Origin of the sequence: Streptomyces sp. NPDC017225 (assembly GCF_044331465.1) — a bacterium.
Classification (GTDB): Bacteria; Actinomycetota; Actinomycetes; order Streptomycetales; family Streptomycetaceae; genus Streptomyces.
Map to the genome: position 1 here is coordinate 1 of NZ_JBIRNE010000019.1, position 20,592 is coordinate 20,592.

Annotated in this window: 20 protein-coding genes, 1 tRNA gene, 1 pseudogene and 1 riboswitch; of the genes and pseudogenes, 7 read left to right on the top strand and 15 right to left on the bottom strand. The window is 70.3% G+C overall.

Annotated features, from left to right (window positions below; all coding sequences use genetic code 11):
- Positions 1-93 precede the first annotated feature (93 nt).
- From ACH4NX_RS30705 to ACH4NX_RS30715, 3 genes and pseudogenes are all read right to left on the bottom strand, one after another.
- A pseudogene (locus tag ACH4NX_RS30705) lies at positions 94-234 on the bottom strand (glyoxalase); the annotation flags it as partial.
- 84 nt (positions 235-318) lie between these two features.
- Positions 319-1,851 carry an MFS transporter gene (locus ACH4NX_RS30710; RefSeq protein WP_351400975.1) on the bottom strand — a complete coding sequence of 511 codons (1,533 nt, stop codon included), beginning with the start codon at positions 1,849-1,851 and terminating at the stop codon, positions 319-321.
- A 118-nt stretch (positions 1,852-1,969) separates the two neighbouring features.
- On the bottom strand, positions 1,970-3,373 hold the full coding sequence (locus ACH4NX_RS30715) for a DUF445 domain-containing protein (protein ID WP_398129570.1): 1,404 nt from the start codon (positions 3,371-3,373) through the stop codon (positions 1,970-1,972).
- Between the two features lie 198 nt (positions 3,374-3,571).
- Here ACH4NX_RS30715 and ACH4NX_RS30720 point away from each other — a divergent pair, with 198 nt between their 5' ends.
- Entirely contained in the window at positions 3,572-4,936 is a 1,365-nt protein-coding gene (locus ACH4NX_RS30720; protein WP_398129569.1) for a GDSL-type esterase/lipase family protein, read from the top strand.
- Positions 4,937-5,356: 420 nt separating this feature from the next.
- Here the strand turns inward: ACH4NX_RS30720 and ACH4NX_RS30725 are convergent, their stop codons facing one another.
- The 4 genes from ACH4NX_RS30725 to ACH4NX_RS30740 form a co-directional block, all read right to left on the bottom strand.
- On the bottom strand, positions 5,357-6,193 hold the full coding sequence (locus tag ACH4NX_RS30725; protein WP_398129568.1) for a DUF1707 domain-containing protein: 837 nt from the start codon (positions 6,191-6,193) through the stop codon (positions 5,357-5,359).
- 32 nt (positions 6,194-6,225) lie between these two features.
- Complete coding sequence (locus ACH4NX_RS30730; protein WP_351400971.1) at positions 6,226-7,236, bottom strand: ABC transporter ATP-binding protein; 1,011 nt, start codon at positions 7,234-7,236, stop codon at positions 6,226-6,228.
- Positions 7,237-7,328: 92 nt separating this feature from the next.
- Positions 7,329-8,189 carry an ABC transporter permease gene (locus ACH4NX_RS30735; protein WP_398129574.1) on the bottom strand — a complete coding sequence of 287 codons (861 nt, stop codon included), beginning with the start codon at positions 8,187-8,189 and terminating at the stop codon, positions 7,329-7,331.
- Positions 8,190-8,226: 37 nt separating this feature from the next.
- The gene (locus ACH4NX_RS30740) at positions 8,227-9,033 is read right to left on the bottom strand and encodes an ABC transporter permease (protein ID WP_398129567.1); all 807 of its coding nucleotides are present in this window, start codon (positions 9,031-9,033) and stop codon (positions 8,227-8,229) included.
- A 212-nt stretch (positions 9,034-9,245) separates the two neighbouring features.
- Here ACH4NX_RS30740 and ACH4NX_RS30745 point away from each other — a divergent pair, with 212 nt between their 5' ends.
- Positions 9,246-11,675 (top strand): transglycosylase domain-containing protein, encoded by a 2,430-nt coding sequence (locus tag ACH4NX_RS30745; RefSeq protein WP_398129566.1) that lies wholly within the window; start codon positions 9,246-9,248, stop codon positions 11,673-11,675.
- 21 nt (positions 11,676-11,696) lie between these two features.
- Here the strand turns inward: ACH4NX_RS30745 and ACH4NX_RS30750 are convergent, their stop codons facing one another.
- The 3 genes from ACH4NX_RS30750 to ACH4NX_RS30760 all read right to left on the bottom strand — a co-directional run bounded on the left by ACH4NX_RS30750 (position 11,697) and on the right by ACH4NX_RS30760 (position 12,889).
- On the bottom strand, positions 11,697-12,017 hold the full coding sequence (locus ACH4NX_RS30750) for an SMR family transporter (RefSeq protein WP_351400967.1): 321 nt from the start codon (positions 12,015-12,017) through the stop codon (positions 11,697-11,699).
- Between the two features lie 32 nt (positions 12,018-12,049).
- Positions 12,050-12,114, bottom strand: a riboswitch (guanidine-III (ykkC-III) riboswitch).
- A 62-nt stretch (positions 12,115-12,176) separates the two neighbouring features.
- The gene (locus ACH4NX_RS30755; protein WP_386310258.1) at positions 12,177-12,479 is read right to left on the bottom strand and encodes a GroES family chaperonin; all 303 of its coding nucleotides are present in this window, start codon (positions 12,477-12,479) and stop codon (positions 12,177-12,179) included.
- Between the two features lie 77 nt (positions 12,480-12,556).
- Positions 12,557-12,889: a DUF3618 domain-containing protein gene (locus ACH4NX_RS30760; protein WP_279559646.1), complete on the bottom strand. Its 333-nt coding sequence runs from the start codon at positions 12,887-12,889 to the stop codon at positions 12,557-12,559.
- 92 nt (positions 12,890-12,981) lie between these two features.
- Here ACH4NX_RS30760 and bcp point away from each other — a divergent pair, with 92 nt between their 5' ends.
- Together bcp and ACH4NX_RS30770 are read left to right on the top strand one after the other, a co-directional pair.
- Positions 12,982-13,449: a thioredoxin-dependent thiol peroxidase gene (gene bcp / locus ACH4NX_RS30765; protein WP_398129565.1), complete on the top strand. Its 468-nt coding sequence runs from the start codon at positions 12,982-12,984 to the stop codon at positions 13,447-13,449.
- A 134-nt stretch (positions 13,450-13,583) separates the two neighbouring features.
- Positions 13,584-13,657, top strand: a tRNA-Leu gene (locus ACH4NX_RS30770).
- A gap of 48 nt (positions 13,658-13,705) precedes the next feature.
- Here the strand turns inward: ACH4NX_RS30770 and rdgB are convergent.
- The 4 genes from rdgB to ACH4NX_RS30790 all read right to left on the bottom strand — a co-directional run bounded on the left by rdgB (position 13,706) and on the right by ACH4NX_RS30790 (position 16,029).
- Positions 13,706-14,308 carry an RdgB/HAM1 family non-canonical purine NTP pyrophosphatase gene (gene rdgB / locus ACH4NX_RS30775; protein ID WP_351400964.1) on the bottom strand — a complete coding sequence of 201 codons (603 nt, stop codon included), beginning with the start codon at positions 14,306-14,308 and terminating at the stop codon, positions 13,706-13,708.
- Positions 14,309-14,355: 47 nt separating this feature from the next.
- Positions 14,356-14,763, bottom strand: a complete 408-nt coding sequence (locus tag ACH4NX_RS30780) for a hypothetical protein (RefSeq protein WP_398129564.1) — start codon at positions 14,761-14,763, stop codon at positions 14,356-14,358.
- A 206-nt stretch (positions 14,764-14,969) separates the two neighbouring features.
- A complete protein-coding gene (gene rph / locus ACH4NX_RS30785) occupies positions 14,970-15,710 on the bottom strand; it encodes a ribonuclease PH (protein ID WP_351400961.1) in 741 nt (246 codons plus the stop codon).
- Between the two features lie 85 nt (positions 15,711-15,795).
- Positions 15,796-16,029 carry a glucose PTS transporter subunit EIIB gene (locus tag ACH4NX_RS30790; protein WP_064728108.1) on the bottom strand — a complete coding sequence of 78 codons (234 nt, stop codon included), beginning with the start codon at positions 16,027-16,029 and terminating at the stop codon, positions 15,796-15,798.
- A gap of 169 nt (positions 16,030-16,198) precedes the next feature.
- Between ACH4NX_RS30790 and ACH4NX_RS30795 the strand changes: the two genes are divergently transcribed.
- Entirely contained in the window at positions 16,199-17,494 is a 1,296-nt protein-coding gene (locus ACH4NX_RS30795) for a PTS transporter subunit EIIC (RefSeq protein WP_351400960.1), read from the top strand.
- Between the two features lie 260 nt (positions 17,495-17,754).
- On the top strand, positions 17,755-19,005 hold the full coding sequence (locus tag ACH4NX_RS30800) for a PTS transporter subunit EIIC (protein WP_351400959.1): 1,251 nt from the start codon (positions 17,755-17,757) through the stop codon (positions 19,003-19,005).
- A 122-nt stretch (positions 19,006-19,127) separates the two neighbouring features.
- Here ACH4NX_RS30800 and ACH4NX_RS30805 read toward each other — a convergent pair whose 3' ends face one another.
- Positions 19,128-19,880 (bottom strand): MBL fold metallo-hydrolase, encoded by a 753-nt coding sequence (locus tag ACH4NX_RS30805; protein WP_351400958.1) that lies wholly within the window; start codon positions 19,878-19,880, stop codon positions 19,128-19,130.
- Between the two features lie 204 nt (positions 19,881-20,084).
- Between ACH4NX_RS30805 and ACH4NX_RS30810 the strand changes: the two genes are divergently transcribed.
- Positions 20,085-20,552, top strand: a complete 468-nt coding sequence (locus ACH4NX_RS30810) for a type II toxin-antitoxin system PemK/MazF family toxin (RefSeq protein WP_398129563.1) — start codon at positions 20,085-20,087, stop codon at positions 20,550-20,552.
- Positions 20,553-20,592: the final 40 nt, after the last annotated feature.

A 20,592-nucleotide genomic window follows, 5' to 3' on the forward strand; every position in this document is an offset into this window, starting at 1 on the left:
AACGCGGGCGACCAGGACACCCAACACCGTTCGGGATGTCCGCAGTGTGCAGGAATGGGTCCAGGACTCACTCCTGCACACTGAATAGGAACGGTTGGACGGGGAGGCCAGGGTCGTCACCCAGCCCATGTCCATCACCTCCTCGAAGCCCAGCAGGCCGTAGAAGTCACGGCTCCCGCCCAGCCCCTCCTCGCGCTCGACCTGGATGTTGGGGACGATCCGGCGGATGGTCATCGGGCAGCTCCTCACGGTCGGCCGGTCCGGCGGCGGGACGGCGTACGACCGTACTGACGGATTGGACGACGGTACGGACCGACGCTACGCGCCCGTCGTGCCGGACCCCGGCGTTCCCGCCGAGTCCGCCGGTCCCGCCGGCTCCCCGCGCACCACCGACAGCGGCTCCGCGATGTCCTCCAGCGAGCGGCGTTCCGCCTTCACCGCCAGGAACGCCGCCACCAGGCCGGCCGCGCACATCAGCCCGGCGCCGATCTGGAAGGCCAGGACCGTGTCGCCGACCACGCCGGACTCGGTGAGGCTGGCGAAGAGCAGCGGGCCGCTGATGCCGCCGGCGGCGGTGCCGATGGCGTAGAAGAAGGCGATGGCCATGGCGCGGGTCTCCATGGGGAAGATCTCGGAGACCGTCAGGTACGCGCTGGAGGCGCCCGCCGACGCGAAGAACAGCACCACGCACCAGCAGACCGTCATCGTCGTGGCCGTCAGCGACCCCTGGTCGAAGAGGTACGCCGTGCCGAAGAGCAGGATGCCGGAGAGCAGATACGTGCTGGAGATCATGATCCGGCGGCCGACCGTGTCGAAGAGCGGGCCGAGGAGCAGCGGGCCGCAGAAGTTGCCGGCGGCGATGACGGCGAAGTAGTAGCCGGTGCTGCCGGTCGGCACGTCGAAGAAGGTGATGAGGATGGTGCCGAAGCCGAAGGTGATGGCGTTGTAGAGGAAGGCCTGGCCGATGAAGAGGGAGAGGCCGAGGACCGCGCGCCGCGGGTAGCCGCGGAAGACGGTCTTGGCGATCAGGCCGAAGCCGATGCTCTTGCGCTGGTGGATGGTGATCTCACCGGCCGGTGGCGGCAGCTTCTCGCCCTTCTCCTTCTCGATCTCCCGTTCGGCGGAGGACACGAGGGCGTCGGCCTTCTCCCCCTGGCCGTGGATGTACTGCCAGCGTGGGCTCTCCGGGACGTGCCGGCGCACGAGCAGGATAACCAGGCCCAGGACCACACCGAGGCCGAAGCTGAGCCGCCAGCCGAGGTCCTTGGGGAAGATGTCGGTGTCCAGCATCACGATGGACAGCAGGGCGCCGCCGATCGCGCCGAGCCAGTAGCTGCCGTTGATGATGAGGTCGACCCGGCCCCGGTACTTGGACGGGATCAGCTCGTCGATCGCCGAGTTGATCGCCGCGTACTCGCCGCCGATGCCGAAGCCGGTGAGGAAGCGGAAGAGGAAGAACCACCAGGTCTCGAAGGAGAGCGCGGTCAGCGCCGTCGCCGCCAGGTAGACGACCAGCGTCACCATGAACAGCCTCTTGCGGCCGTAACGGTCGGTCAGCCAGCCGAAGAACAGGGCCCCGGAGCAGGCACCCGCCACATACAGGGCGGCGGCCATACCGGTGATCTGGGCCGAACTGATGTCCAGGCCGCTGCCTTCCTCGGCGATGCGGCCGGCCACGTTGCCGACGATCGTGACTTCCAGGCCGTCCAGGATCCAGACGGTGCCCAGGCCGATCACGATCATCCAGTGCCACCGTGACCACGGCAGCCGGTCCAGCCGGGCCGGGACGGCCGTGGTGACGGTGCCGGTGGAGGCGGGCGTCGGGCCCGGCGACGACGATTCCGCTGTCATGGCTCCCTCTCCGTCGAGCGAACGCCTCCCGTGTGCCCTGGTCCCGGAGGGACACGCCCGCCGCACCGGGAGGGCCCGCCGCGCCGGGAGGCCGCGGGGCCCGCTCTTCGGAGGGGCCCTACGCCCCCAGCATGCGGGAGACCGTGTAGATCAGCAGCCCGGCCAGCGAGCCGACCACCGTGCCGTTGATCCGGATGAACTGGAGGTCCCGGCCGATGTTCGCCTCGATCTTCTTCGTGGTGTGCTCGGCGTCCCAGCCCGCCACCGTGTCGGTGATCAGGGAGGTGATCTCCCCGCGGTAGGTGGTCACCACGTACACCGCGGCGCCCTCGACCCACGAGTCGACCTTGCCCTGCACCTTGGCGTCGGAGGCCATCCGCGCGCCCAGCGACAGCAGCGAGGCCCGCACCCGCATGCGCAGTTCGCTGCGCTCGTCCTCCGCCGCCGAGACGATCATGGATCGTACGGCCGTCCAGGCGGACGCGATCAGGTCCTGGACCTCTCCGCGGCCCAGCACCTCGGTCTTCAGCCGCTCCACACGCGCCCGTGTCTCCGTGTCGGACTGGAGGTCGGAGGCGAAGTCGGTGAGGAAGCGGTCGAGGGCGCCGCGCGCCGGGTGGGCCGGCATGTCGCGCATCTCGGTGACGAAGCGCAGCAGCTCCTTGTAGACGCGGTCGCCGATCTTCTTGTCCACGAACCGGGGCGTCCATCCGGGTGCCCCGCCCTGTACGGCGTCCATCACGGAGTCGCCGTGCAGGATCAGCCAGTCGTGGGCGCGGGAGACGATCAGGTCGACGGCCCGCCGGTGTCCGCCGTCGGCGACGATCCGGTCCAGCAGCTTGCCGATGCCGGGGGCGATCTCCTGGGCGTCGGCCCGCCGGGTGATCGCCTCCCCCACCACCGCCTGCACGTCGGAGTCGCGCAGCACGGTGAGCGCGCCGCGCAGGGCGGCGGACAGCTCGGCCGTCACCCGGTCGGCGTGTTCCGGGACGGCGAGCCAGGCGCCGAGCCGGCTGCCGATGCCGACGGCGCGCAGCCGCCCGCGTACGACGTCCTCGGAGAGGAAGTTCTCGCCGACGAACTCGCCCAGCGAGACGCCCAGCTGATCCTTCTTCTTCGGGATGATCGCGGTGTGCGGGATGGGGATGCCCAGCGGGTGGCGGAAGAGGGCGGTGACCGCGAACCAGTCGGCGAGCGCGCCGACCATGCCGGCCTCCGCCGCGGCGGCGACATAGCCCGCCCAGGCGCCCGCGCCCCGGTGGGAGGCCCACTCGGCGAGGACGTAGACCACGGCGACGAACAGCAGCAGGCCGGTGGCGGTGAGCTTCATGCGGCGCACGCCGCGGCGCTTGACCTCGTCGGCCGGGCTGAAGGCCGTCATCGCGCGGTCGCGTACGGCGCCGGTGCCCGGGGCGGTTCGCCCGTTCCTCCCGGCGGATTCCCCGGCACCTCCCGTGCCCGCCCCGGCGTCCCGCCCGGTGCCTCCGGAACCCTCAGGAAGTTCCGCTTTCGCGCGTTCCATGCACTCCACCGTTCGCTGATCCGTCCCGGACACATTGTCCCTTCCTGACCGACTCCTGGAACGGAACACAAGTTCCCGGCGTCTGTCCCGGAGGGAAGCGCGTGGGGGGTCCTGCGGCCTTTCCCCCCGCCCATGACGCATCATGGGTTCATCGGACCGGAGCTTCGGGCTCCCCTCGCCCGAGGAGAACAACACAGCATGACCCGGGGTCGTGACGGGGGTTCGGGGACACCCCCCACCAAACACCGTGCCCTGCTCGCGGCGGTCGTCACCCTGATCGTGGCGATCTCCGCGGCCATATACGCCGGAGCCTCCGCCGACGACGGCACCAAGGACCGCACACCGCTCGCCGGGGGTCGTTTCCCGCGCGGCGACGCCGCTCCCGCCTCCACCGGCACCTGGGTCGGCGCCTGGTCCACCTCCCCGGCGGCGGCCGAACCGGGCACCGAGGCGACCGGCATGGCGGGCCGCTCGGTGCGCAACGTCGTACACACCAGTATCGGCGGCACCAGCGCTCGGATCACCCTGTCCAACCTCTACGGCCAGTCCCCGCTGACCGTCACGCACGCCACCATCGCCCTGGCCGACGGCCCCGACACCGCCGCCGCGCTCGCCGACACCATGCGCCGGCTCACCTTCGGCGGCAGCCCCCGGGTCGTCATCCCGGCGGGCGGACAGGTGATCAGCGACATCGCCCGCGTCACCGTCCCGTACGGTGCGGACGTCCTGGTCACCACCTACTCCCCCGTACCGTCCGGACCGGTCACCTACCACCCGCACGCACGGCAGACCAGCTACGTCGCCGACGGCGAGCGCACCGCGGACGTCACCGCCGTCGCGTACACGACCGAGACCCGCTACTGGCGCTACCTGACCGCGCTGGACGTGCTGAGCCACGAGGCCGACGGCACCGTCGTCGCCCTCGGCGACTCGATCACCGACGGTTTCGGCTCGGAGGTGGACGCCAACAACCGCTGGACCGACGTCCTCGCCGAGCGCCTGCACGACGCGGCCGGGGCCGGACGGGACACGCCCCGCTACAGCGTCGTCAACCAGGGCATCAGCGGCAACCGCGTCCTGACCGGCAGGACCGGCCGGCCCGCCGACAACCCCAGCGCGCTGAGCCGGTTCGAGCGGGACGTGCTGGAGCGCACCAACGTCAAGGTCGTCGTCATCGTCCTCGGCGTCAACGACATCCTGCACAGCCCCGAACTCGCCGACCGGGACGGCATCCTCGACGGCCTGCGCACCCTGGTCGACCAGGCCCACGCCCGCGGGCTGAAGGCCGTCGGCGCGACGATCATGCCGTTCGGCGGCTACGGCGGTTACACGCCGGACCGCGAGACGATGCGGCAGGAGATCAACGAGGAGATCCGCTCGGGCCGCGTGTTCGACGCGGTCGTCGACTTCGACAAGGCCCTGCGCGACCCCTACGACCCGCGCCGGCTGCGCGCCGAGTACGACAGCGGCGACCACCTGCACCCCAGCGACGAGGGCTACGCGCGGATGGGCCGACTCCTCGACCTGGACGACCTGAAGGGCGCGGCACCGATCCAGCTGTGACCGGGGCGGGCAGCCCGGTGAGCGAGGACCGTGGCGCCGAGGGGGACGCGCCCGCCCGCAGTGGCTGTGCTGTCCGCGACGCGCGGCAGGTCACCGGCGGCGCACACCGCCACTGCGGTCCGCGCCCGTCACCCGCCCCGTCCAAAGACGAGCAGTACGACGCCGACGGCCACCGTGGTCAGGGCCACCACCGCCGGCACGAGGGCCGCCGTGCGCGACCTCCGCTCAACGACGCCGGCCCGGACACCGCGGATCCGCCGCGCCGGCGACGGGTCCCACTGCTGAGGCTCCGGGCGCCGTGACCGGTGGACACCCGCACGGTCCAGCGGACGCCGGGGCGGCGAGGAGCACACGGGCACGACGGGCGAGCTCCCCTCGCGAGGCCGCGGCTCACGGGCGATCCGCCCGGCGGCGCCCCCCTCAGTCCTCGCCCCGCCTGCGGCGGTCCCGCTCCTCACGGCGCAGCTCGCGCTGGTCGCGGCGTTCGTCGCGGTGCTCGCGCAGCAGGTCCCGATGGCCCTCGAGCATCCGGTCGTGGGCCCCCTCCACTTCCTCCCGGAACGAGGAGTGCAGCCCCTTCCGCGCGGCCCGGCGCTCCAGCTTCTCCTGCCGGCGCTCCTCCTTCTGCCGCTGCCGCTCCGCCCTCGTCAGCTTGCGCTCGACACCGACCCCGCCCCACAGGGCGAACCCGGTCACGATGACACGCGGCCCGCCCGGATCCCCGGGGACGCCCTCCTCGCGGTGGTCGAAGCCGCCCATGACGCCGACGCCGCGCACGATCACCTCGACACCCGGCGGCACGATCACGTTCATCCCGCCCATGATCGCCACGCAGTTGATCACGACCTCGCGGTCGGCGAAGTTCGCCTCGCGCAGGTCGATGTCCCCGCCGCCCCAGAACGCGACCGAGTTGAAGCGCCTCGGCACCGTCCAGCGCCCCTTGCGCTGGAAGCCGGACATCACGGCGACCGCCCACGACGACGATCCCTCGCCGCCGGTGATCCGGCCCGCCCAGTCCGCGCTCCCCTCGGGCTCCTTGGTCATCGACACCCGGGGCGCCACGCCCGCCCCGCCGGCCGGCAGGTCCTGGGTGATCGGCGCCAGCTCCCCGTACGTCCGCGCGCTGTACGTGGTGTCCAGCCGCTCCTGGAACTCGGCCATGTCCAGACGCCCCTCCGCGAGGGCGTCCCGCAGGACCTCGGCGACTCGTTCGCGGTCGGCGTCGGATGCGCGGAGTTCCGGGGCGTCGTCGGTCATGCGATCAGCCTACGAGGTCACCGCGCCGGGCACTACGCGCCCGCGCGTTCCGCGTACATCTTGGCGATCACCGACTCGATGTCCGGCTCCCGCACCGACAGGTCCACCAGCGGATACTCCGCCGCGATCCGTGCCACCAGCCCCGCCGCCGACGCCGACGCCGGGAACGCGAGCCACTGCCGCGGCCCCTCCACCCGCACCACCCGGGCGGGCGCCGGCGCGTCGATCGGCGGCAACTCGCGCTCCAGGTCCACCACCAGCGTCCGCTCGCTCTCCCCCGCCTCGTGCAGCCCGTCCAGTGGACCGTCGTACATCAGCCGCCCGTGGTCGATCACCATCACCCGGGAACACAGCTGCTCGATGTCCTGGAGGTCGTGCGTGGTCAGCAGCACCGTGGTGCCGTTCTCCGTGTTCAAGTCCCGCAGGAAACCCCGCACCTTGGCCTTCGACACCACGTCCAGGCCGATCGTCGGCTCGTCCAGGTACAGCACCTCGGGGTCGTGCAGCAGCGCCGCCGCGATGTCGCCGCGCATCCGCTGGCCCAGCGACAGCTGCCGCACCGGCACGTCCAGCAGCTCCCGCAGCTGGAGGAGTTCCACGCAGCGGTCCATGTTCTCCCGGTAACGGGCGTCCGGGATGCGGTACATACGGTGCATCAGCCGGTAGGAGTCGATCAGCGGCAGGTCCCACCACAGCGTCGTCCGCTGCCCGAACACCACCCCGATGCGGTGCGCCAGCCGGATCCGCTCCCGCGCGGGATCGATACCGGCCACCCGCAGCCGGCCCCCGCTCGGCGTCAGGATGCCGGTCAGCATCTTGATCGTCGTCGACTTCCCGGCGCCGTTCGGCCCGATGTAACCGACCATCTCGCCGCGCGCCACGGTGAACGACAGGCCGTCCACGGCCCGCACCTGCCGCCGCTCCCGCTTCAGGAAACCGGTCTTCTTCCGCACGTCGAAGACCTTCTCCACACCGTCCAGCTCGATGAACCCCGCACCGGCCCGCGACCCCGCCGCACCCGCCTCGGCCGGCACCCCCGACACGCCCTGCCCTCCACCCCCCGCCAACGCCCACGCCGCCCCCGGCTCCTCCGGCTCTCCCGACTTCCGCAAACCCCTCAACTCCCTCAGCTCCCTCAGCTCCCCGTACTCCGATACGAACGAAGCCCCGCCCGCCAGGCCAGCCCCGCCAGCGCGCAGCACGCCACGGCCGCGAGCGGCGGCGTGAACGCCACCCACCCGGGCAGGTCCAGCGGATACGGCCGCCCCAGCACGTAACTCGCGGGCAGCCAGTTGACGAAGGCCAGCGGCACCACGAACGTCACCCCCCGCACCAGATCCAGCGCGAACACCGTCGGCGGATACTGCAACATCGTCGTACCGCCGTAGGTGAAGGCGTTGGCCACCTCCGAGGCGTCCTGCGCCACGAACTGGAAGGCGCCCGCCGCCACGAACACCGCGCAGAAGATCCCCGCCCCGCTGAGCAGCGTCACCGGCATCAGCAGCAGCTTCGCCGCCGACCAGTCGATGTCGAGGACCACCAGCGCGTACCCCAGCACCAGCACCCCCTGCGTCACCCGCCCGAGCCGGCGCAGCCCGAACCGGTCCGCCGCCACCTGCGCCAGCACCGGCGCCGGACGCACCAGCAGCGTGTCCAGCGTGCCGTCCCGCACCCGGCGGCCCAGCCGGTCCATCGAGCCGATCGCCAGGTCCGCCAGCCCGAAGGACACACCGGACAGCCCGTACAGGAACGCCACCTCGGCCAGCGAATAGCCGCCCAGCGCGTCGACACGGGAGAACATCAGCAGGATCGCCACGAAGTCCAGCGCGGTCATCGCGAAGTTCCCGAACGTCGTCAGCACGAACGACGTCCGGTACGCCATCGTCGACCGGATCCACATCCCGACGATCAGGCCGTACGCACGCACCCCCTCGGTGACCCGGCCACGCGGCTCCACCCGCTCGAACCCCCCGGCCGTCCCAGCCGTTTCGGTCACCCCGGCCGTCCCGGCCTTCTCGGTCTCCCCGCCCGTCTCAGCCACCCTGCACCACCACCCGCCGCGTCGCCGCCGACTGCGCCAGCCGCCCCACCGCCAGCAGCGCCACCGCCCAGGACGCCTGGAAAACGAACGTCCCCCACGCGTCCGCCTCCCCCAGCAGCACATCCGCCGGCGCCTGCAACAGCGACGACCACGGCAGCGCCCGTACGACCTCGCCGAGCGCGCCCGGGAACACGTTCAGCGGCAGCAGCATCCCCGAGCAGAACAACGCCGCGAGGTACGCCATCTGCGTCACCCCCGCACCGTCCATCAGCCAGAACGCCGAGAGCGCCACCAGATAGCGCAGCGCGAAACTCACCACCGCCGCCAGCACCACCGCCACCAGGAACGCCGCCCACGTCGACACCTCCCGCGGCAGCGCCACCGGGAAGAACAGCGCCCCGAACACGAACGGCACCACCCCGCGCCCCAGCAACTGGAACAGCGCCCGCCCCACATCCGCCGCCAGCCACCACAGCTGGAGATCCGCCGGCCGGTACAGATCGACGGCGATGTCACCCGTACGGATGCGCTCCATCAGCTCGTCCTCGAACCCGCCGCCCCCGATGGCCAGCGCCGCCAGCAAGGCCTGCCCCAGCCACACGAAGGTGACGGCCTGCGCCTGGTCGTAGCCCCCGAGCTGCGGTTTCTCGTCCCACAGGGCCAAATAGGTGTAAACCAGGATCGAACCGAAGACCGTGTTGGTGAACACCCCGGCGGCGGTGGCCGCCCGATACGTCGCGTACCGTCGGAATCCCCCCGCCGCGACGGCAACGTACAACCGCCCCGAGCCAACGCCCACAGCCCCCTCCTCCGCCAGGCACCAAAGCGCAGGAGCCTAGTGCGACGGCGACCACCCGTGCCACGCGATTTCACGGGTGTGCCAGCGAGCGGGAACGGAACCCCTGATGCGAGAGTCTTCTTGAGAGGGCACAGAGGGAGCAGAGGCCGCAAAAGCGTACAAGGCCGTACGAGACCGAACCGTACGACGCGAAACAGGAGTCCGTGCACGAGATGAGCGACGAGCCGCAGCCGCAGCAGCCGAACAAGGGCTGGGCGCCGAGAAAGCCCCAGGCGGCCGGCGAGGGGAAACCGGACGCGCCCCACAAGCCGGACCAGGCGAGCAAGCCGAAGAAGGCGAAGCGGACCAAGCGGACCGGATGGCGCAGACTGATCCCCACCTGGCGCGTCGTGCTGAGCACCTGCGTCATCGGCGTCCTGCTGCTGATCGGCGGCTTCTTCCTCGGCTACTCCCTGGTACACATCCCGGCCGCCAACGCGCTCGCCACCAAACAGAGCAACGTCTACCTGTACGCCGACGGCAGCGTCCTCGCCCGCGACGGCGAGGTCAACCGGGAGAGCGTCGCCCTCGCCCGCATCTCCAAGGACGCCCAGCACGCCGTCCTGGCCGCCGAGGACCGCGACTTCTACACCGAATCCGCCATCGACCCCATGGCGATGATCCGCGGCGGCTGGAACACCGCCACCGGCAAGGGCAAGCAGTCCGGCTCCACGATCACCCAGCAGTACGTCAAGAACTACTACCTGGCGCAGGACCAGACCATCACCCGCAAGGTGAAGGAGTTCTTCATCTCGATCAAGCTCGACCGCGAGAAGAGCAAGAGCGAGATCCTCGAGGGCTACCTCAACACCAGCTTCTTCGGCCGCGGCGCCTACGGCATCCAGGCCGCCGCCCACGCCTACTACGGCATCGACGCCAAGGACCTCACCGCCGCCCAGGGCGCCTACCTCGCCTCCCTGCTCAACGCCCCCAGCCAGTACGACGTCGTCGCCCACCCCGAGAACAAGTCCGCCGCCGAGTCCCGCTGGAACTACGTCCTGGACGGCATGGCCGACCAGGGCTGGCTCACCGAGTCCGAGCGCGCCGCGGCGAAGTTCCCCATGCCCAAGGAGACCACCATCTCCACCAGCATGTCCGGACAGCGCGGCTACGTCGTCAACATCGTCAAGAACCACCTCGTCCAGAACGACATCGTCGCCGAGGAGGAACTCGACCGGGGCGGCTACCGCATCACCACCACCCTGCAGAAGGACAAGCAGGACGCCTTCGTCAAAGCCGTCGACGACAAGCTGATGTCCAAACTGGACAAGAAGGACCGCAAGGTCGACAACTACGTCCGCGCGGGCGGCGCCTCCGTCGACACCAGGACCGGCAAGGTCGTGGCGATGTACAACGGCATCGACTACGTCAAGCAGTACACACCCAACGCCACCCGCCGCGACTTCCAGGTCGGCTCCGCCTTCAAGCCCTTCGTCTTCGCCTCCGCCGTCGCCAACGGCTCCAAGACCCAGGACGGCCGCCTCATCAAGCCGGGCACCGTCTACGACGGCACCAGCGAACGCCCCGTCCAGGGCTGGAGCGGCGGCCGCTACGCCCCCGAGAACGAGGACCACCGCGACTACGGCGACGTCACCGTCAGCGAGGCCACCGACAAGTCCATCAACGCCGTGTACGCCCAGATGGCCGTCGACGTCGGCTCCGACCGGGTCATGCGGACCGCGATCGACCTCGGACTCTCCCCCAGCACACCCGAGCTGACCCCCTCCCCCTCCATCGCCCTCGGCGTGGCCACCGCGAGCCCCCTCGACATGGCGGAGGCCTACGCCACCCTCGCCAACCACGGCAAGCACGGCACGTACTCACTGGTCGAGAAGGTCCTCAAGGACGGCAAACACGAAGTCGAACTGCCCCAGCGGCGCGAACAGCAGGCCGTCAGCCGCGAGGCCGCCGACACCACCACATCCGTACTCCGCAGCGTCGTCCAGAACGGCACCGCCACCGCCGCCCAGGCCGCCGGCCGCCCCGCCGCCGGCAAGACCGGCACCGCCGAGGAGGACACCGCCGCCTGGTTCGCCGGCTACACCCCCGAACTCTCCACCGTCGTCGCCGTGATGGGCCAGGACCCGAAAACCGCCGCCCACAAGTCGCTCTACGGCGCGACGGGCCTGCCCCGCATCAACGGCGGCGGCGCGCCCGCCGAGATCTGGGGCCAGTACACCCGCAACGCCCTCAAGGGCGAACCGGTCACCGACTTCGACCTGCGCATCCAGTCCGGCGCCAACGTCACCGAGTCCCCCTCCGCCTCGGCCTCCGGCGAACCCGGAACCGGCGACGAAAGCGGCAGCGGCGACCCGACCGGCGACCAGGACACGGGCACCGGCACCCCCGACCGGACCGGCGGCGGCAGCACCCCGCCCGGCTCCACCGGCGGCGACGACACCGGCGACCCGTCGGCCGGCGGCCCCACCTCGGACGGCGCCACCACCGAGCCGGGCCCCACCGGCGGAGGTGACGACTCGGCGAACGGCGGCGACAGCGCCGAGGACGGCGAAGGCGACCCGACCGGCGCGGACGGCGGCAACGACGACGAAGGGGACACCGGAACCATCGCCGGCATCCCCATCCCGCCCCGCCGCCAGTGACCGACCGGGCCACCTCTCAGGTCAGTGCCCGGAGGTCGCCTTCAGCCCCACCACCGCGACCAGCAGCAGACAGATGAAGAAGATCCGGGCGGCGGTCACCGGCTCCCCCAGCATCACCATGCCGAGCACCGCCGCACCGGCCGCACCGATGCCCACCCACACGCCGTAGGCGGTACCGATGGGCAGCGTCCGGGCCGCGTACGACAGCAACAGCATGCTCGCGACGATCCCGGCACCGGTGAACAGGCTCGGCACCAGACGGGTGAAGCCGTCGGTGTACTTCATCCCGATCGACCAGCCGACCTCGAGCAGACCCGCGACGAGCAACAGAACCCACGCCATGACAGGCACCTCCGTGAAACGAACTGAACGGTGGTGCGTCGTCTTTTCCTGGCCCGGTACGGCGCGTCTCGTCGGGTGCTTCCCAAGATAGCAAAGCCGGCACAAAGGGGCTGGTGACACCGGTCACCAGCCCCTTTGACGGCTACGTCCGCCGCTGTCCTACAGGTACAGCCCGGTCGAATCCTCCGACCCCTCGAACCGGTCCGCGGCCACGGCGTGCAGGTCCCGCTCGCGCATCAGCACGTACGCCGTACCCCGCACCTCGACCTCCGCACGGTCCTCCGGGTCGTACAGCACCCGGTCGCCCGGCTCCACGGTCCGTACGTTCTGCCCCACCGCGACGACCTCGGCCCAGGCCAGCCGCTTGCCGACCGCCGCCGTGGCGGGGATCAGGATCCCGCCCCCGGAACGCCGCTCGCCCTCACCGGTGTCCTGCCGCACGAGTACACGGTCGTGCAGCATCCGGATGGGCAGCTTGTCGTCCAGAGAGCTGTGCTCGTTCTTCTTGGCGCTCACGCCACGAACCTACCTGCCCCCGCTCAGCGCCCACGCCGCCGGGTACTACCCAGGGCCAGCAGCCCCACGACCCCGACCACGACGAGCGCGGCGGGCACGACCCGCTCCATCCTCGGCGCGCCCTGCTCGTCCACGAACTGCGACTTCACATCGCTGACCACACGATTGACCTGGACGTAGGCCCGTCCGAGGGTGTGGTCGACGCTGGAAGCGACCTTGGCCTTCGCATCGCCCACGATCGTGCTCGGGTGCACCCGCATCCCGATCTCGTCGAGCGTCTCGGCCAGCACCTCGCGGCGGCGCTTGATGTCCGCCTCGATCTGCGCCGGGGTTCTGATGTCCGACGTGTCCGCCACCGTACGCCTCCGAAATCCGCTGAAGCTGTCCCGGACAGTCTGTCAGCTCCAACGCTCGCCGCACTGTCAGGACCCCCGGTTACGCTGGATCGATGAGCGAGCGACTCCAGCCCGGGGACCCGGCCCCCGCCTTCACCCTCCCGGACGCCGACAGCAACGAGGTGTCCCTGTCCGACCACAAGGGCCGCAAGGTCATCGTGTACTTCTACCCTGCTGCCCTTACCCCCGGCTGCACGAAGCAGGCGTGCGACTTCACGGACAACCTGGAACTGCTGGCCGACGCCGGGTACGACGTCATCGGCATCTCGCCGGACAAGCCGGAAAAGCTGGCCAAGTTCCGCGACACCGAGTCCCTGAAGGTCACCCTCCTGGCCGACCCCGACAAGAAGGTCCTCGACGCGTACGCGGCCTTCGGCGAGAAGAAGAACTACGGCAAGACCTACATGGGCGTCATCCGCTCCACGATCATCGTGGACGAGGCGGGCAAGGTCGAACACGCCCTGTACAACGTCCGCGCCACGGGCCACGTAGCCAAGATCATCAAGGACCTGGGCATCTGAGTTCCCTCTCGACGGGGCCCGTACCGAAGCTTTCCGGTACGGGCCCTTCCGCATTCCGCGCGTGACTGTCCTGCCTACTGGTGCCGAGGCGGCCGACGGCGGCATACTGCGCCCAGTAAAGTAGGCCCGGCCGGGCGCCCGTACGCCAACTGGCCGAGCGGCAATCTTTAGGTGGTTGTGTTTGTCGGTTCGAATCCGACCGGGCGCACAGGGCCCTGTACCTATGAATCGTAGGTGCAGGGCCCTCATTCTTGCGTCAACCCAAAAGCTCCCGCACCACCGGCACCAGCGCCCTGAACGCCTTCCCCCGGTGGCTGATCGCGTTCTTCTCGGCCGCCGTCAGTTCCGCGCAGGTGCGGGTCTCGCCCTCCGGCTGGAGGATCGGGTCGTAGCCGAAGCCGCCCGTGCCGGCGGGGGTGTGGCGCAGGATGCCGGGCAGTTGGCCCTCGACGACCCGTTCCGTGCCGTCGGGCAGGGCCAGGGCCGCCGCGCACGCGAAGTACGCGCCCCGGTGCTCGTCCGCGATGTCGGAGAGCTGGGCCAGGAGGAGGTCGAGGTTGGCCTTGTCGTCGCCGTGGGTGCCGGACCAGCGGGCGGAGAAGATGCCGGGGGCGCCGTTCAGGACGTCGACGCAGAGGCCGGAGTCGTCGGCGACGGCGGGCAGGCCGGTGGCCCGGGCCAGGGCGTGGGCCTTGAGGAGGGCGTTCTCGGCGAAGGTGACGCCGGTTTCCCTGACGTCGGGGATCTGAGGGTAGGCGTCCGCGCCGACGAGGTCGTGGGGCAGGCCCGCGTCGGCGAGGATGGCCCTCAGTTCGGTGATCTTTCCGGCGTTGCGGGTGGCGAGGATCAGGCGGGTCATGGGTTCAGTATCCCGGGCGTCCGCCGGTTCCCCCGCACCCGCTCCCCTTACGGCGTGCAGACCTTCGTCAGCTCGCCCGCCGCGTCGGTGACGGGGCTGAGGTCGGGGGTGCTGTCGCCGTTCTCGACGGAGGTGCGGACGTTGTCGACGGCCTTGCCGAGGTCGTCGACCGCCGTGCTGACGTCGGTGTTGTCGGTCTGGTCGCCGATCTTGTCGAGGTTCTTGTCTATGGAGGTGAGGGATTCCTCGAGTTGCGTCGGGTCGTTGGACGCGTTCTCCACGGCCTGCTGGAGCGCGGTGACGCTGTCGGCGATGGCGTCGGCGGTCTGGACGCAGTCGAGCGCCTTGTCGACGGCGTCGCAGCCGGTGGTGAGGCCGGTCGTCAGGGCGAAGGTCGCCACGGCTGCGGCGGTGACGGTGATGCGGCGAAGTCGTCGGTGGCGGCTCGCGGCCATGGGTCTCGGTCCTCCCCTTGGGACAGGGCCGGGCGGCCCGTGTGCGGTGCGGCGTCGGGCGTACGGCGGGTGTGCCGGCCGTACGCCCGTAGTGCTCCGGTACTGCTGTACTGCTAGTGACGCGGGGGTGGGCGGCGGAGTTGCGTGCGCGGGCCGCCTTTTCCTGATGCGCCCTTGGTGGTCCTTGGCCTGCCTTGGCGCCCTCTTCAGCTTTCGAGAGTCATGCCGAGGGCCTTGCGCTGGAGTTCCGCCAGTTCGGCGCAGCCTGCGGCGGCGAGGTCGAGGAGGGCGTTCAGTTCGTCGCGGTCGAAGGGCTCGGCCTCGGCGGTGCCCTGGACCTCGACGAAGCGGCCGTCGCCGGTGCAGACGACGTTCATGTCGGTCTCGGCGCGTACGTCTTCCTCGTAGGGGAGGTCGAGGAGGGGGGTGCCGTCGACGATGCCGACGGAGACGGCGGCGACGGTGCCGGTGAGGGGCTTGCGGCTGGGCTTGATCAGCTTCTTGGTGGTCTGGGCCCAGGTGATGGCGTCGGCGAGGGCGACGTAGGCGCCGGTGATGGCGGCGGTGCGGGTGCCGCCGTCGGCCTGGAGGACGTCGCAGTCCAGGACGATGGTGTTCTCGCCGAGTGCCTTGTAGTCGATGACGGCGCGCAGGGAGCGGCCGATGAGGCGGCTGATCTCGTGGGTGCGGCCGCCGATGCGGCCCTTGACGGACTCGCGGTCGCCGCGGGTGTGGGTGGCTCGGGGGAGCATGGCGTATTCGGCGGTGACCCAGCCTTCGCCGCTGCCCTTGCGCCAGCGGGGGACGCCTTCGGTGACGGAGGCGTTGCAGAGGACCTTGGTGTCGCCGAAGGAGACGAGGACGGAGCCTTCGGCGTGCTTGCTCCAGCCGCGTTCGATGGTGACGGGGCGGAGCTGTTGGGGGGTGCGGCCGTCGATTCGTGACATGCGGGTGAGCCTAGCGGGCGCGCGTGAGGGGCCCTTCCCGTGGTGGGAGGGGCCCCTCTGCGCCGCGCGCGTGTGCTGCGCGTCCTTACATCATGTCTTCGATCTCGGCGGCGATCGGGTCGGCGTCGGTGCCGATGACGACCTGGATGGCGGTGCCCATCTTGACGACGCCGTGGGCGCCGGCGGCCTTGAGGGCGGCTTCGTTGACCAGCGCGGGGTCGTTGACCTCGGTGCGGAGTCGGGTGATGCAGCCTTCGATCTCGTCGATGTTCTCGATGCCGCCGAGGCCGGCGACGATCTTCTCAGCCTTGCTGGCCATGTTCGTTCTCCCTGATCCGAGCCGCTTTGTCGCAGTAACCCACAGTTGGCCCATCTTCGCGAGCCATCCTGCGGTCTGTCGCGAATGATGGCGTCACGACGGCGGAGCCGTCCGTCAACTGGTCTACACCAGTGTACCGGCGACCGGATCGAGACCGGATGGAGACCGGATGAGTGCCGACAGCGCGGCCAGTCCCGCTCGCGCCCGTTGGAACAAGGCGTTCCAAGGGCTGCAGAAGATGGGTCGCAGTCTTCAGTTGCCCATCGCTGTCCTGCCCGCCGCCGGCATTCTCAACCGGCTGGGGCAGCCGGACGTGTTCGGGGACGACGGTCTCGGCTGGTCGAACGTCTCGAAGGTGATGACGGGCGCGGGCGGTGCGCTGCTCGACAGTTCGCTGGGGCTGCCGCTGCTGTTCTGCGTGGGTGTGGCCATCGGGATGGCGAAGAAGGCCGACGGTTCGACGGCGTTGGCGGCGGTGGCGGGGTTCCTCGTCTACTTCAACGTGCTGCGGCAGTTTCCGGAGGACTGTCCGGAGGGTTCGGAGGCGGTCCCGCAGGTCGGCTGCCGGGTGACCGACGGTTCGGGGGAGGTGACCGCGTTCGTCTTCCAGAATCCGGGGGTTTTCGGCGGCATCGTGATGGGGCTGCTGACGGCGTACTTCTGGCAGCGGTTCCATCGGACGAAGCTGGTGGACTGGCTCGGGTTCTTCAACGGGCGCCGGCTGGTGCCGATCATCATGGCGTTCGTGGCGATCGTGTTCGCGGCGCTGTGTCTGTGGGTGTGGCCGCCGATCGGTGACGCGCTGGAGAGTTTCAGCGACTGGATGACCGGGATCGGCGCGTGGGGCGCGGGTGTGTTCGGGCTGGCGAACCGGGCGTTGCTGGTGATCGGGCTGCACCAGTTCCTGAACGTGCCGATGTGGTTCCAGTTCGGCAGTTACACCAAGCCGGACGGCACGGTGGTGCACGGGGACATCAACATGTTCCTGGCGGGTGATCCGGACGCGGGTCAGTTCACCTCGGGCTTCTTCCCGATCATGATGTTCGCGCTGCCCGCGGCGGCGCTGGCGATCACGCACTGCGCGAAGCCGCACCGGCGCAAGGAGGTCGGCGGTCTGATGCTGTCGTTGGCGCTGACGTCGTTCGTGACGGGCATCACGGAGCCGCTGGAGTACTCGTTCCTGTTCATCGCTCCGGTGCTGTACGCGGTGCACGCGGTGCTGACGGGTGTGTCGATGGCGGTGACGTGGGGGCTGGGCGTGAAGGACGGGTTCAGTTTCTCGGCGGGGCTGATCGACTACGTCATCAACTGGAACCTGGCGACCCGGCCGTGGCTGATCATTCCGATCGGCCTGTGCTTCGCGGTGGTGTACTACGTCGTCTTCCGGTTCGCGATCACGAGGTTCGATCTGAAGACGCCGGGGCGGGAGCCGGAGGACGAGGTGGAGGACGTCACGAAGGTGTAGACCTCATGCGTCCCTCACGTACCCTTTGACCGTGGTCTTACGAAGGCCCTCGGACCGTTGGTCCGGGGGCCTTCGGCGCGCCCTCGCGCGGGTGCGTGCGTGTACGCGCACGGGTACGGGCGCGGGCGCGGGCGGGGTTCTGATCGGGTACGGAGCGTAGCGACCCGGTCGTGGAATCACGGGTTCCTTACGCGGCCTTCATCGTGCTACAACAGGTCTACACCACTGAGTGGTGTAGACCACCACCCGATGGAGGAAGTATGAGCACCGCCACCGACAAGGCGGCCCCCGCAAAGAAGCGGGGTTCTGGTCTTTTCCAGGGTTTGCAGAAGGTCGGCCGCAGCCTGCAGCTCCCGATCGCCGTGCTGCCGGCGGCGGGCATCATGGTCCGGCTCGGCCAGGACGACATCTTCGGCAAGGACGGCCTGGGCTGGGACCGGGTCGCCGCCGTCTTCAACAACGCGGGCGGTGCTCTGACCGGCTCGCTGCCGATCCTGTTCTGCATAGGCGTGGCCATCGGCTTCGCCAAGAAGGCGGACGGTTCGACCGCGCTGGCCGCGGTGGTCGGCTTCCTCGTCTACAGCAAGGTCCTGGAGGCCTTCCCGGTCACCGAGGCGGTGGTCCAGGAGGGCGCGGACGTCGCGGCGACGTACAACGACCCGGGTGTCCTGGGCGGCATCATCATGGGTCTGCTCTCCGCCGTTCTGTGGCAGCGGTTCCATCGCACCAGGCTGGTGGACTGGCTGGGCTTCTTCAACGGCCGCCGGCTGGTGCCGATCATCATGGCCTTCGTCGGCATCGTGGTCGGTGTCTTCTTCGGTCTGGTCTGGGAGCCCATCGGTACCGGCATCTCCAACTTCGGCGAGTGGATGACCGGCCTCGGCGCCGGTGGCGCGGCCCTGTTCGGCGGCGTGAACCGGGCGCTGATCCCGGTCGGCATGCACCAGTTCGTCAACACCGTGGCCTGGTTCCAGCTCGGCGACTTCACGAACGCCGCCGGTGAGGTCGTGCACGGTGACATCACCCGCTTCCTGGCCGGTGACCCGTCCGCCGGTATCTTCCAGTCGGGCTTCTTCCCGATCATGATGTTCGGTCTGCCGGCCGCCGCGATCGCCATCGCGCACTGCGCCCGCCCGGAGCGCCGCAAGGCCGTGATGGGCATGATGGTCTCCCTGGCCGCGACCTCGTTCGTCACCGGTGTGACCGAGCCGATCGAGTTCTCGTTCATGTTCATCGCGCCGGTCCTGTACGTGCTGCACGCGGTGCTCACCGCCATCTCGATGGCGCTCACCTGGGGGCTGGGGGTGCACGCCGGCTTCAACTTCTCGGCCGGTGCCATCGACTACGCCCTGAACTGGCATCTGGCCACCAAGCCATGGCTGATCATCCCGATCGGTCTGGTGTTCGCGGCGATCTACTACGTGACGTTCCGCTTCGCGATCATCAAGTTCAACCTGAAGACCCCGGGCCGCGAGCCCGAGGAGGAGGTCGAGGACCTCACGAAGGCGTGAGTCCCCGCCGCAGACAGGCATGACGAGGGCCCCGGAACCGGGACGGTTCCGGGGCCCTCGTCATGCTCCCCGCAGAGGGTGACCTCGTCGGGCGTGCCCGGGCGGAGCCTGTTCGTCCTGCCCTAGATCTGGTACACCGCGCCCGGTGCGGCGACCTCCGACGGGCCGTCGTAGGCCTCGCGCGCGTCGGCGAGGTTGGCCCGGGGGTCGGTCCACGGGGGGATGTGGGTGAGGACCAGGCGCCGGGCGCCGGCGCGGGCGGCGCTCTCGCCCGCCTCGCGGCCGTTGAGGTGGAGGTCGGGGATGTTCTCCTTGCCGTGCGTGAAGGCGGCCTCGCACAGGAACAGGTCGGTGTCACGGGCGAGTTCGTCCAGGGTGGGGGTGACGCCCGTGTCGCCGGAGTAGGTCAGCGACCTGCCGCCGTGCTCGACCCGGATGGCGTAGGCCTCCACGGGATGGGCGACGCGTTCGGTGTGCACGGTGAAGGGGCCGACCTCGAAGGTGGACGGCTTGACCGTGTGGAAGTCGAAGACCTCGCTCATGGACGAGGCGGAGGGGGTGTCGGCGTAGGCGGTGGTGAGCCGGTGCTCGGTGCCCTCGGGTCCGTAGACCGGGAGGGGGTCGCAGCGGCCGCCGTCGTGCCGGTAGTAGCGCGCCACGAAGTAGGCGCACATGTCGATGCAGTGGTCGGCGTGCAGGTGGCTGAGGAAGATCGCGTCGAGGTCGTAGAGACCGCAGTGGCGCTGCAGCTCGCCGAGGGCTCCGTTGCCCATGTCGAGGAGCAGCCGGAAGCCGTCGGCCTCGACGAGGTAGCTCGAGCAGGCCGATTCCGCGGACGGGAACGACCCCGAGCAGCCGACGACGGTGAGCTTCATGAAGCAGAAACCTCCGCTGGCGCGTGTGGAGAGACGGGGGTCGTGCGGTTTGTCGAGCGTAAGGCGCAAAACCTTCGGTCGCTCCTCCGCCAGGGGCCGTTGTGGGCGAACTCACCTGCGCTGTCACCGGTTCGGCTGGAAGTGGGGCGTGCGGGGCCACCCAGGGGGCGCGGGGTGCTGGGGCGCGCCGGTACGGTCGTCGGTATGGACACGTCCTGGTGGTGGTTCGCCTTCGCGGCGGTGGTGGTGCTCGCGCTCGTCGCCACGGTCGTGGACGGCTGGGGGCGGGGTGCCCGGCCTCCCCGGGCCGGTGGCAGCCGGCGTCCGCCGGGGCGGCCCGCGGGTCCGCGAGGGCGGGCGGCGCGGCCGCGGCCCGCGGAGATCTGGTGGGCGAAGGTGCCGTACGAGGACAGCGCGGGGGCGAAGGACCGGCCGTGTCTGGTGGTCTCGGTGCGCGGGCGGCGGGTGCTGGTCGCGAAGATCACCAGCCGGCATCGGGAAGAGCGGGCCGGGGTGATCACCCTGCCGCCGGGCTCGGTCGGGGACGCGCGGGGGCGGACGAGTTTCCTGGAGACCGACGAGTTGCGCCAGGTGCCGGTGCGGGACTTCCGGCGCCGGGTGGGTGTGGTGGACCCGGTCCTGTGGGACCAGGTCCGTCACCTCGCGAGGTAGGGCCTGTCGGACAGGCCCCGGGCCGGCCCCGGACCCCCGT

Excerpts from the sequence above, each read along its gene's own strand:
- ACH4NX_RS30725 (WP_398129568.1), bottom strand. The coding sequence starts at position 6,193 with ATGACCGACGACGCCCCGGAACTCCGCGCATCCGACGCCGACCGCGAA.
- ACH4NX_RS30780 (WP_398129564.1), bottom strand. The coding sequence starts at position 14,763 with ATGGCCGCGAGCCGCCACCGACGACTTCGCCGCATCACCGTCACCGCC.
- ACH4NX_RS30810 (WP_398129563.1), top strand. The coding sequence starts at position 20,085 with ATGGACACGTCCTGGTGGTGGTTCGCCTTCGCGGCGGTGGTGGTGCTC.
- ACH4NX_RS30720 (WP_398129569.1), top strand. The coding sequence starts at position 3,572 with ATGACCCGGGGTCGTGACGGGGGTTCGGGGACACCCCCCACCAAACAC.
- rdgB (WP_351400964.1), bottom strand. The coding sequence starts at position 14,308 with ATGACCCGCCTGATCCTCGCCACCCGCAACGCCGGAAAGATCACCGAA.
- rph (WP_351400961.1), bottom strand. The coding sequence starts at position 15,710 with ATGTCACGAATCGACGGCCGCACCCCCCAACAGCTCCGCCCCGTCACC.
- ACH4NX_RS30745 (WP_398129566.1), top strand. The coding sequence starts at position 9,246 with ATGAGCGACGAGCCGCAGCCGCAGCAGCCGAACAAGGGCTGGGCGCCG.
- ACH4NX_RS30710 (WP_351400975.1), bottom strand. The coding sequence starts at position 1,851 with ATGACAGCGGAATCGTCGTCGCCGGGCCCGACGCCCGCCTCCACCGGC.
- ACH4NX_RS30790 (WP_064728108.1), bottom strand. The coding sequence starts at position 16,029 with ATGGCCAGCAAGGCTGAGAAGATCGTCGCCGGCCTCGGCGGCATCGAG.
- ACH4NX_RS30715 (WP_398129570.1), bottom strand. The coding sequence starts at position 3,373 with ATGGAACGCGCGAAAGCGGAACTTCCTGAGGGTTCCGGAGGCACCGGG.
- ACH4NX_RS30755 (WP_386310258.1), bottom strand. The coding sequence starts at position 12,479 with ATGCTGCACGACCGTGTACTCGTGCGGCAGGACACCGGTGAGGGCGAG.
- ACH4NX_RS30795 (WP_351400960.1), top strand. The coding sequence starts at position 16,199 with ATGAGTGCCGACAGCGCGGCCAGTCCCGCTCGCGCCCGTTGGAACAAG.
- bcp (WP_398129565.1), top strand. The coding sequence starts at position 12,982 with ATGAGCGAGCGACTCCAGCCCGGGGACCCGGCCCCCGCCTTCACCCTC.
- ACH4NX_RS30800 (WP_351400959.1), top strand. The coding sequence starts at position 17,755 with ATGAGCACCGCCACCGACAAGGCGGCCCCCGCAAAGAAGCGGGGTTCT.
- ACH4NX_RS30805 (WP_351400958.1), bottom strand. The coding sequence starts at position 19,880 with ATGAAGCTCACCGTCGTCGGCTGCTCGGGGTCGTTCCCGTCCGCGGAA.
- ACH4NX_RS30750 (WP_351400967.1), bottom strand. The coding sequence starts at position 12,017 with ATGGCGTGGGTTCTGTTGCTCGTCGCGGGTCTGCTCGAGGTCGGCTGG.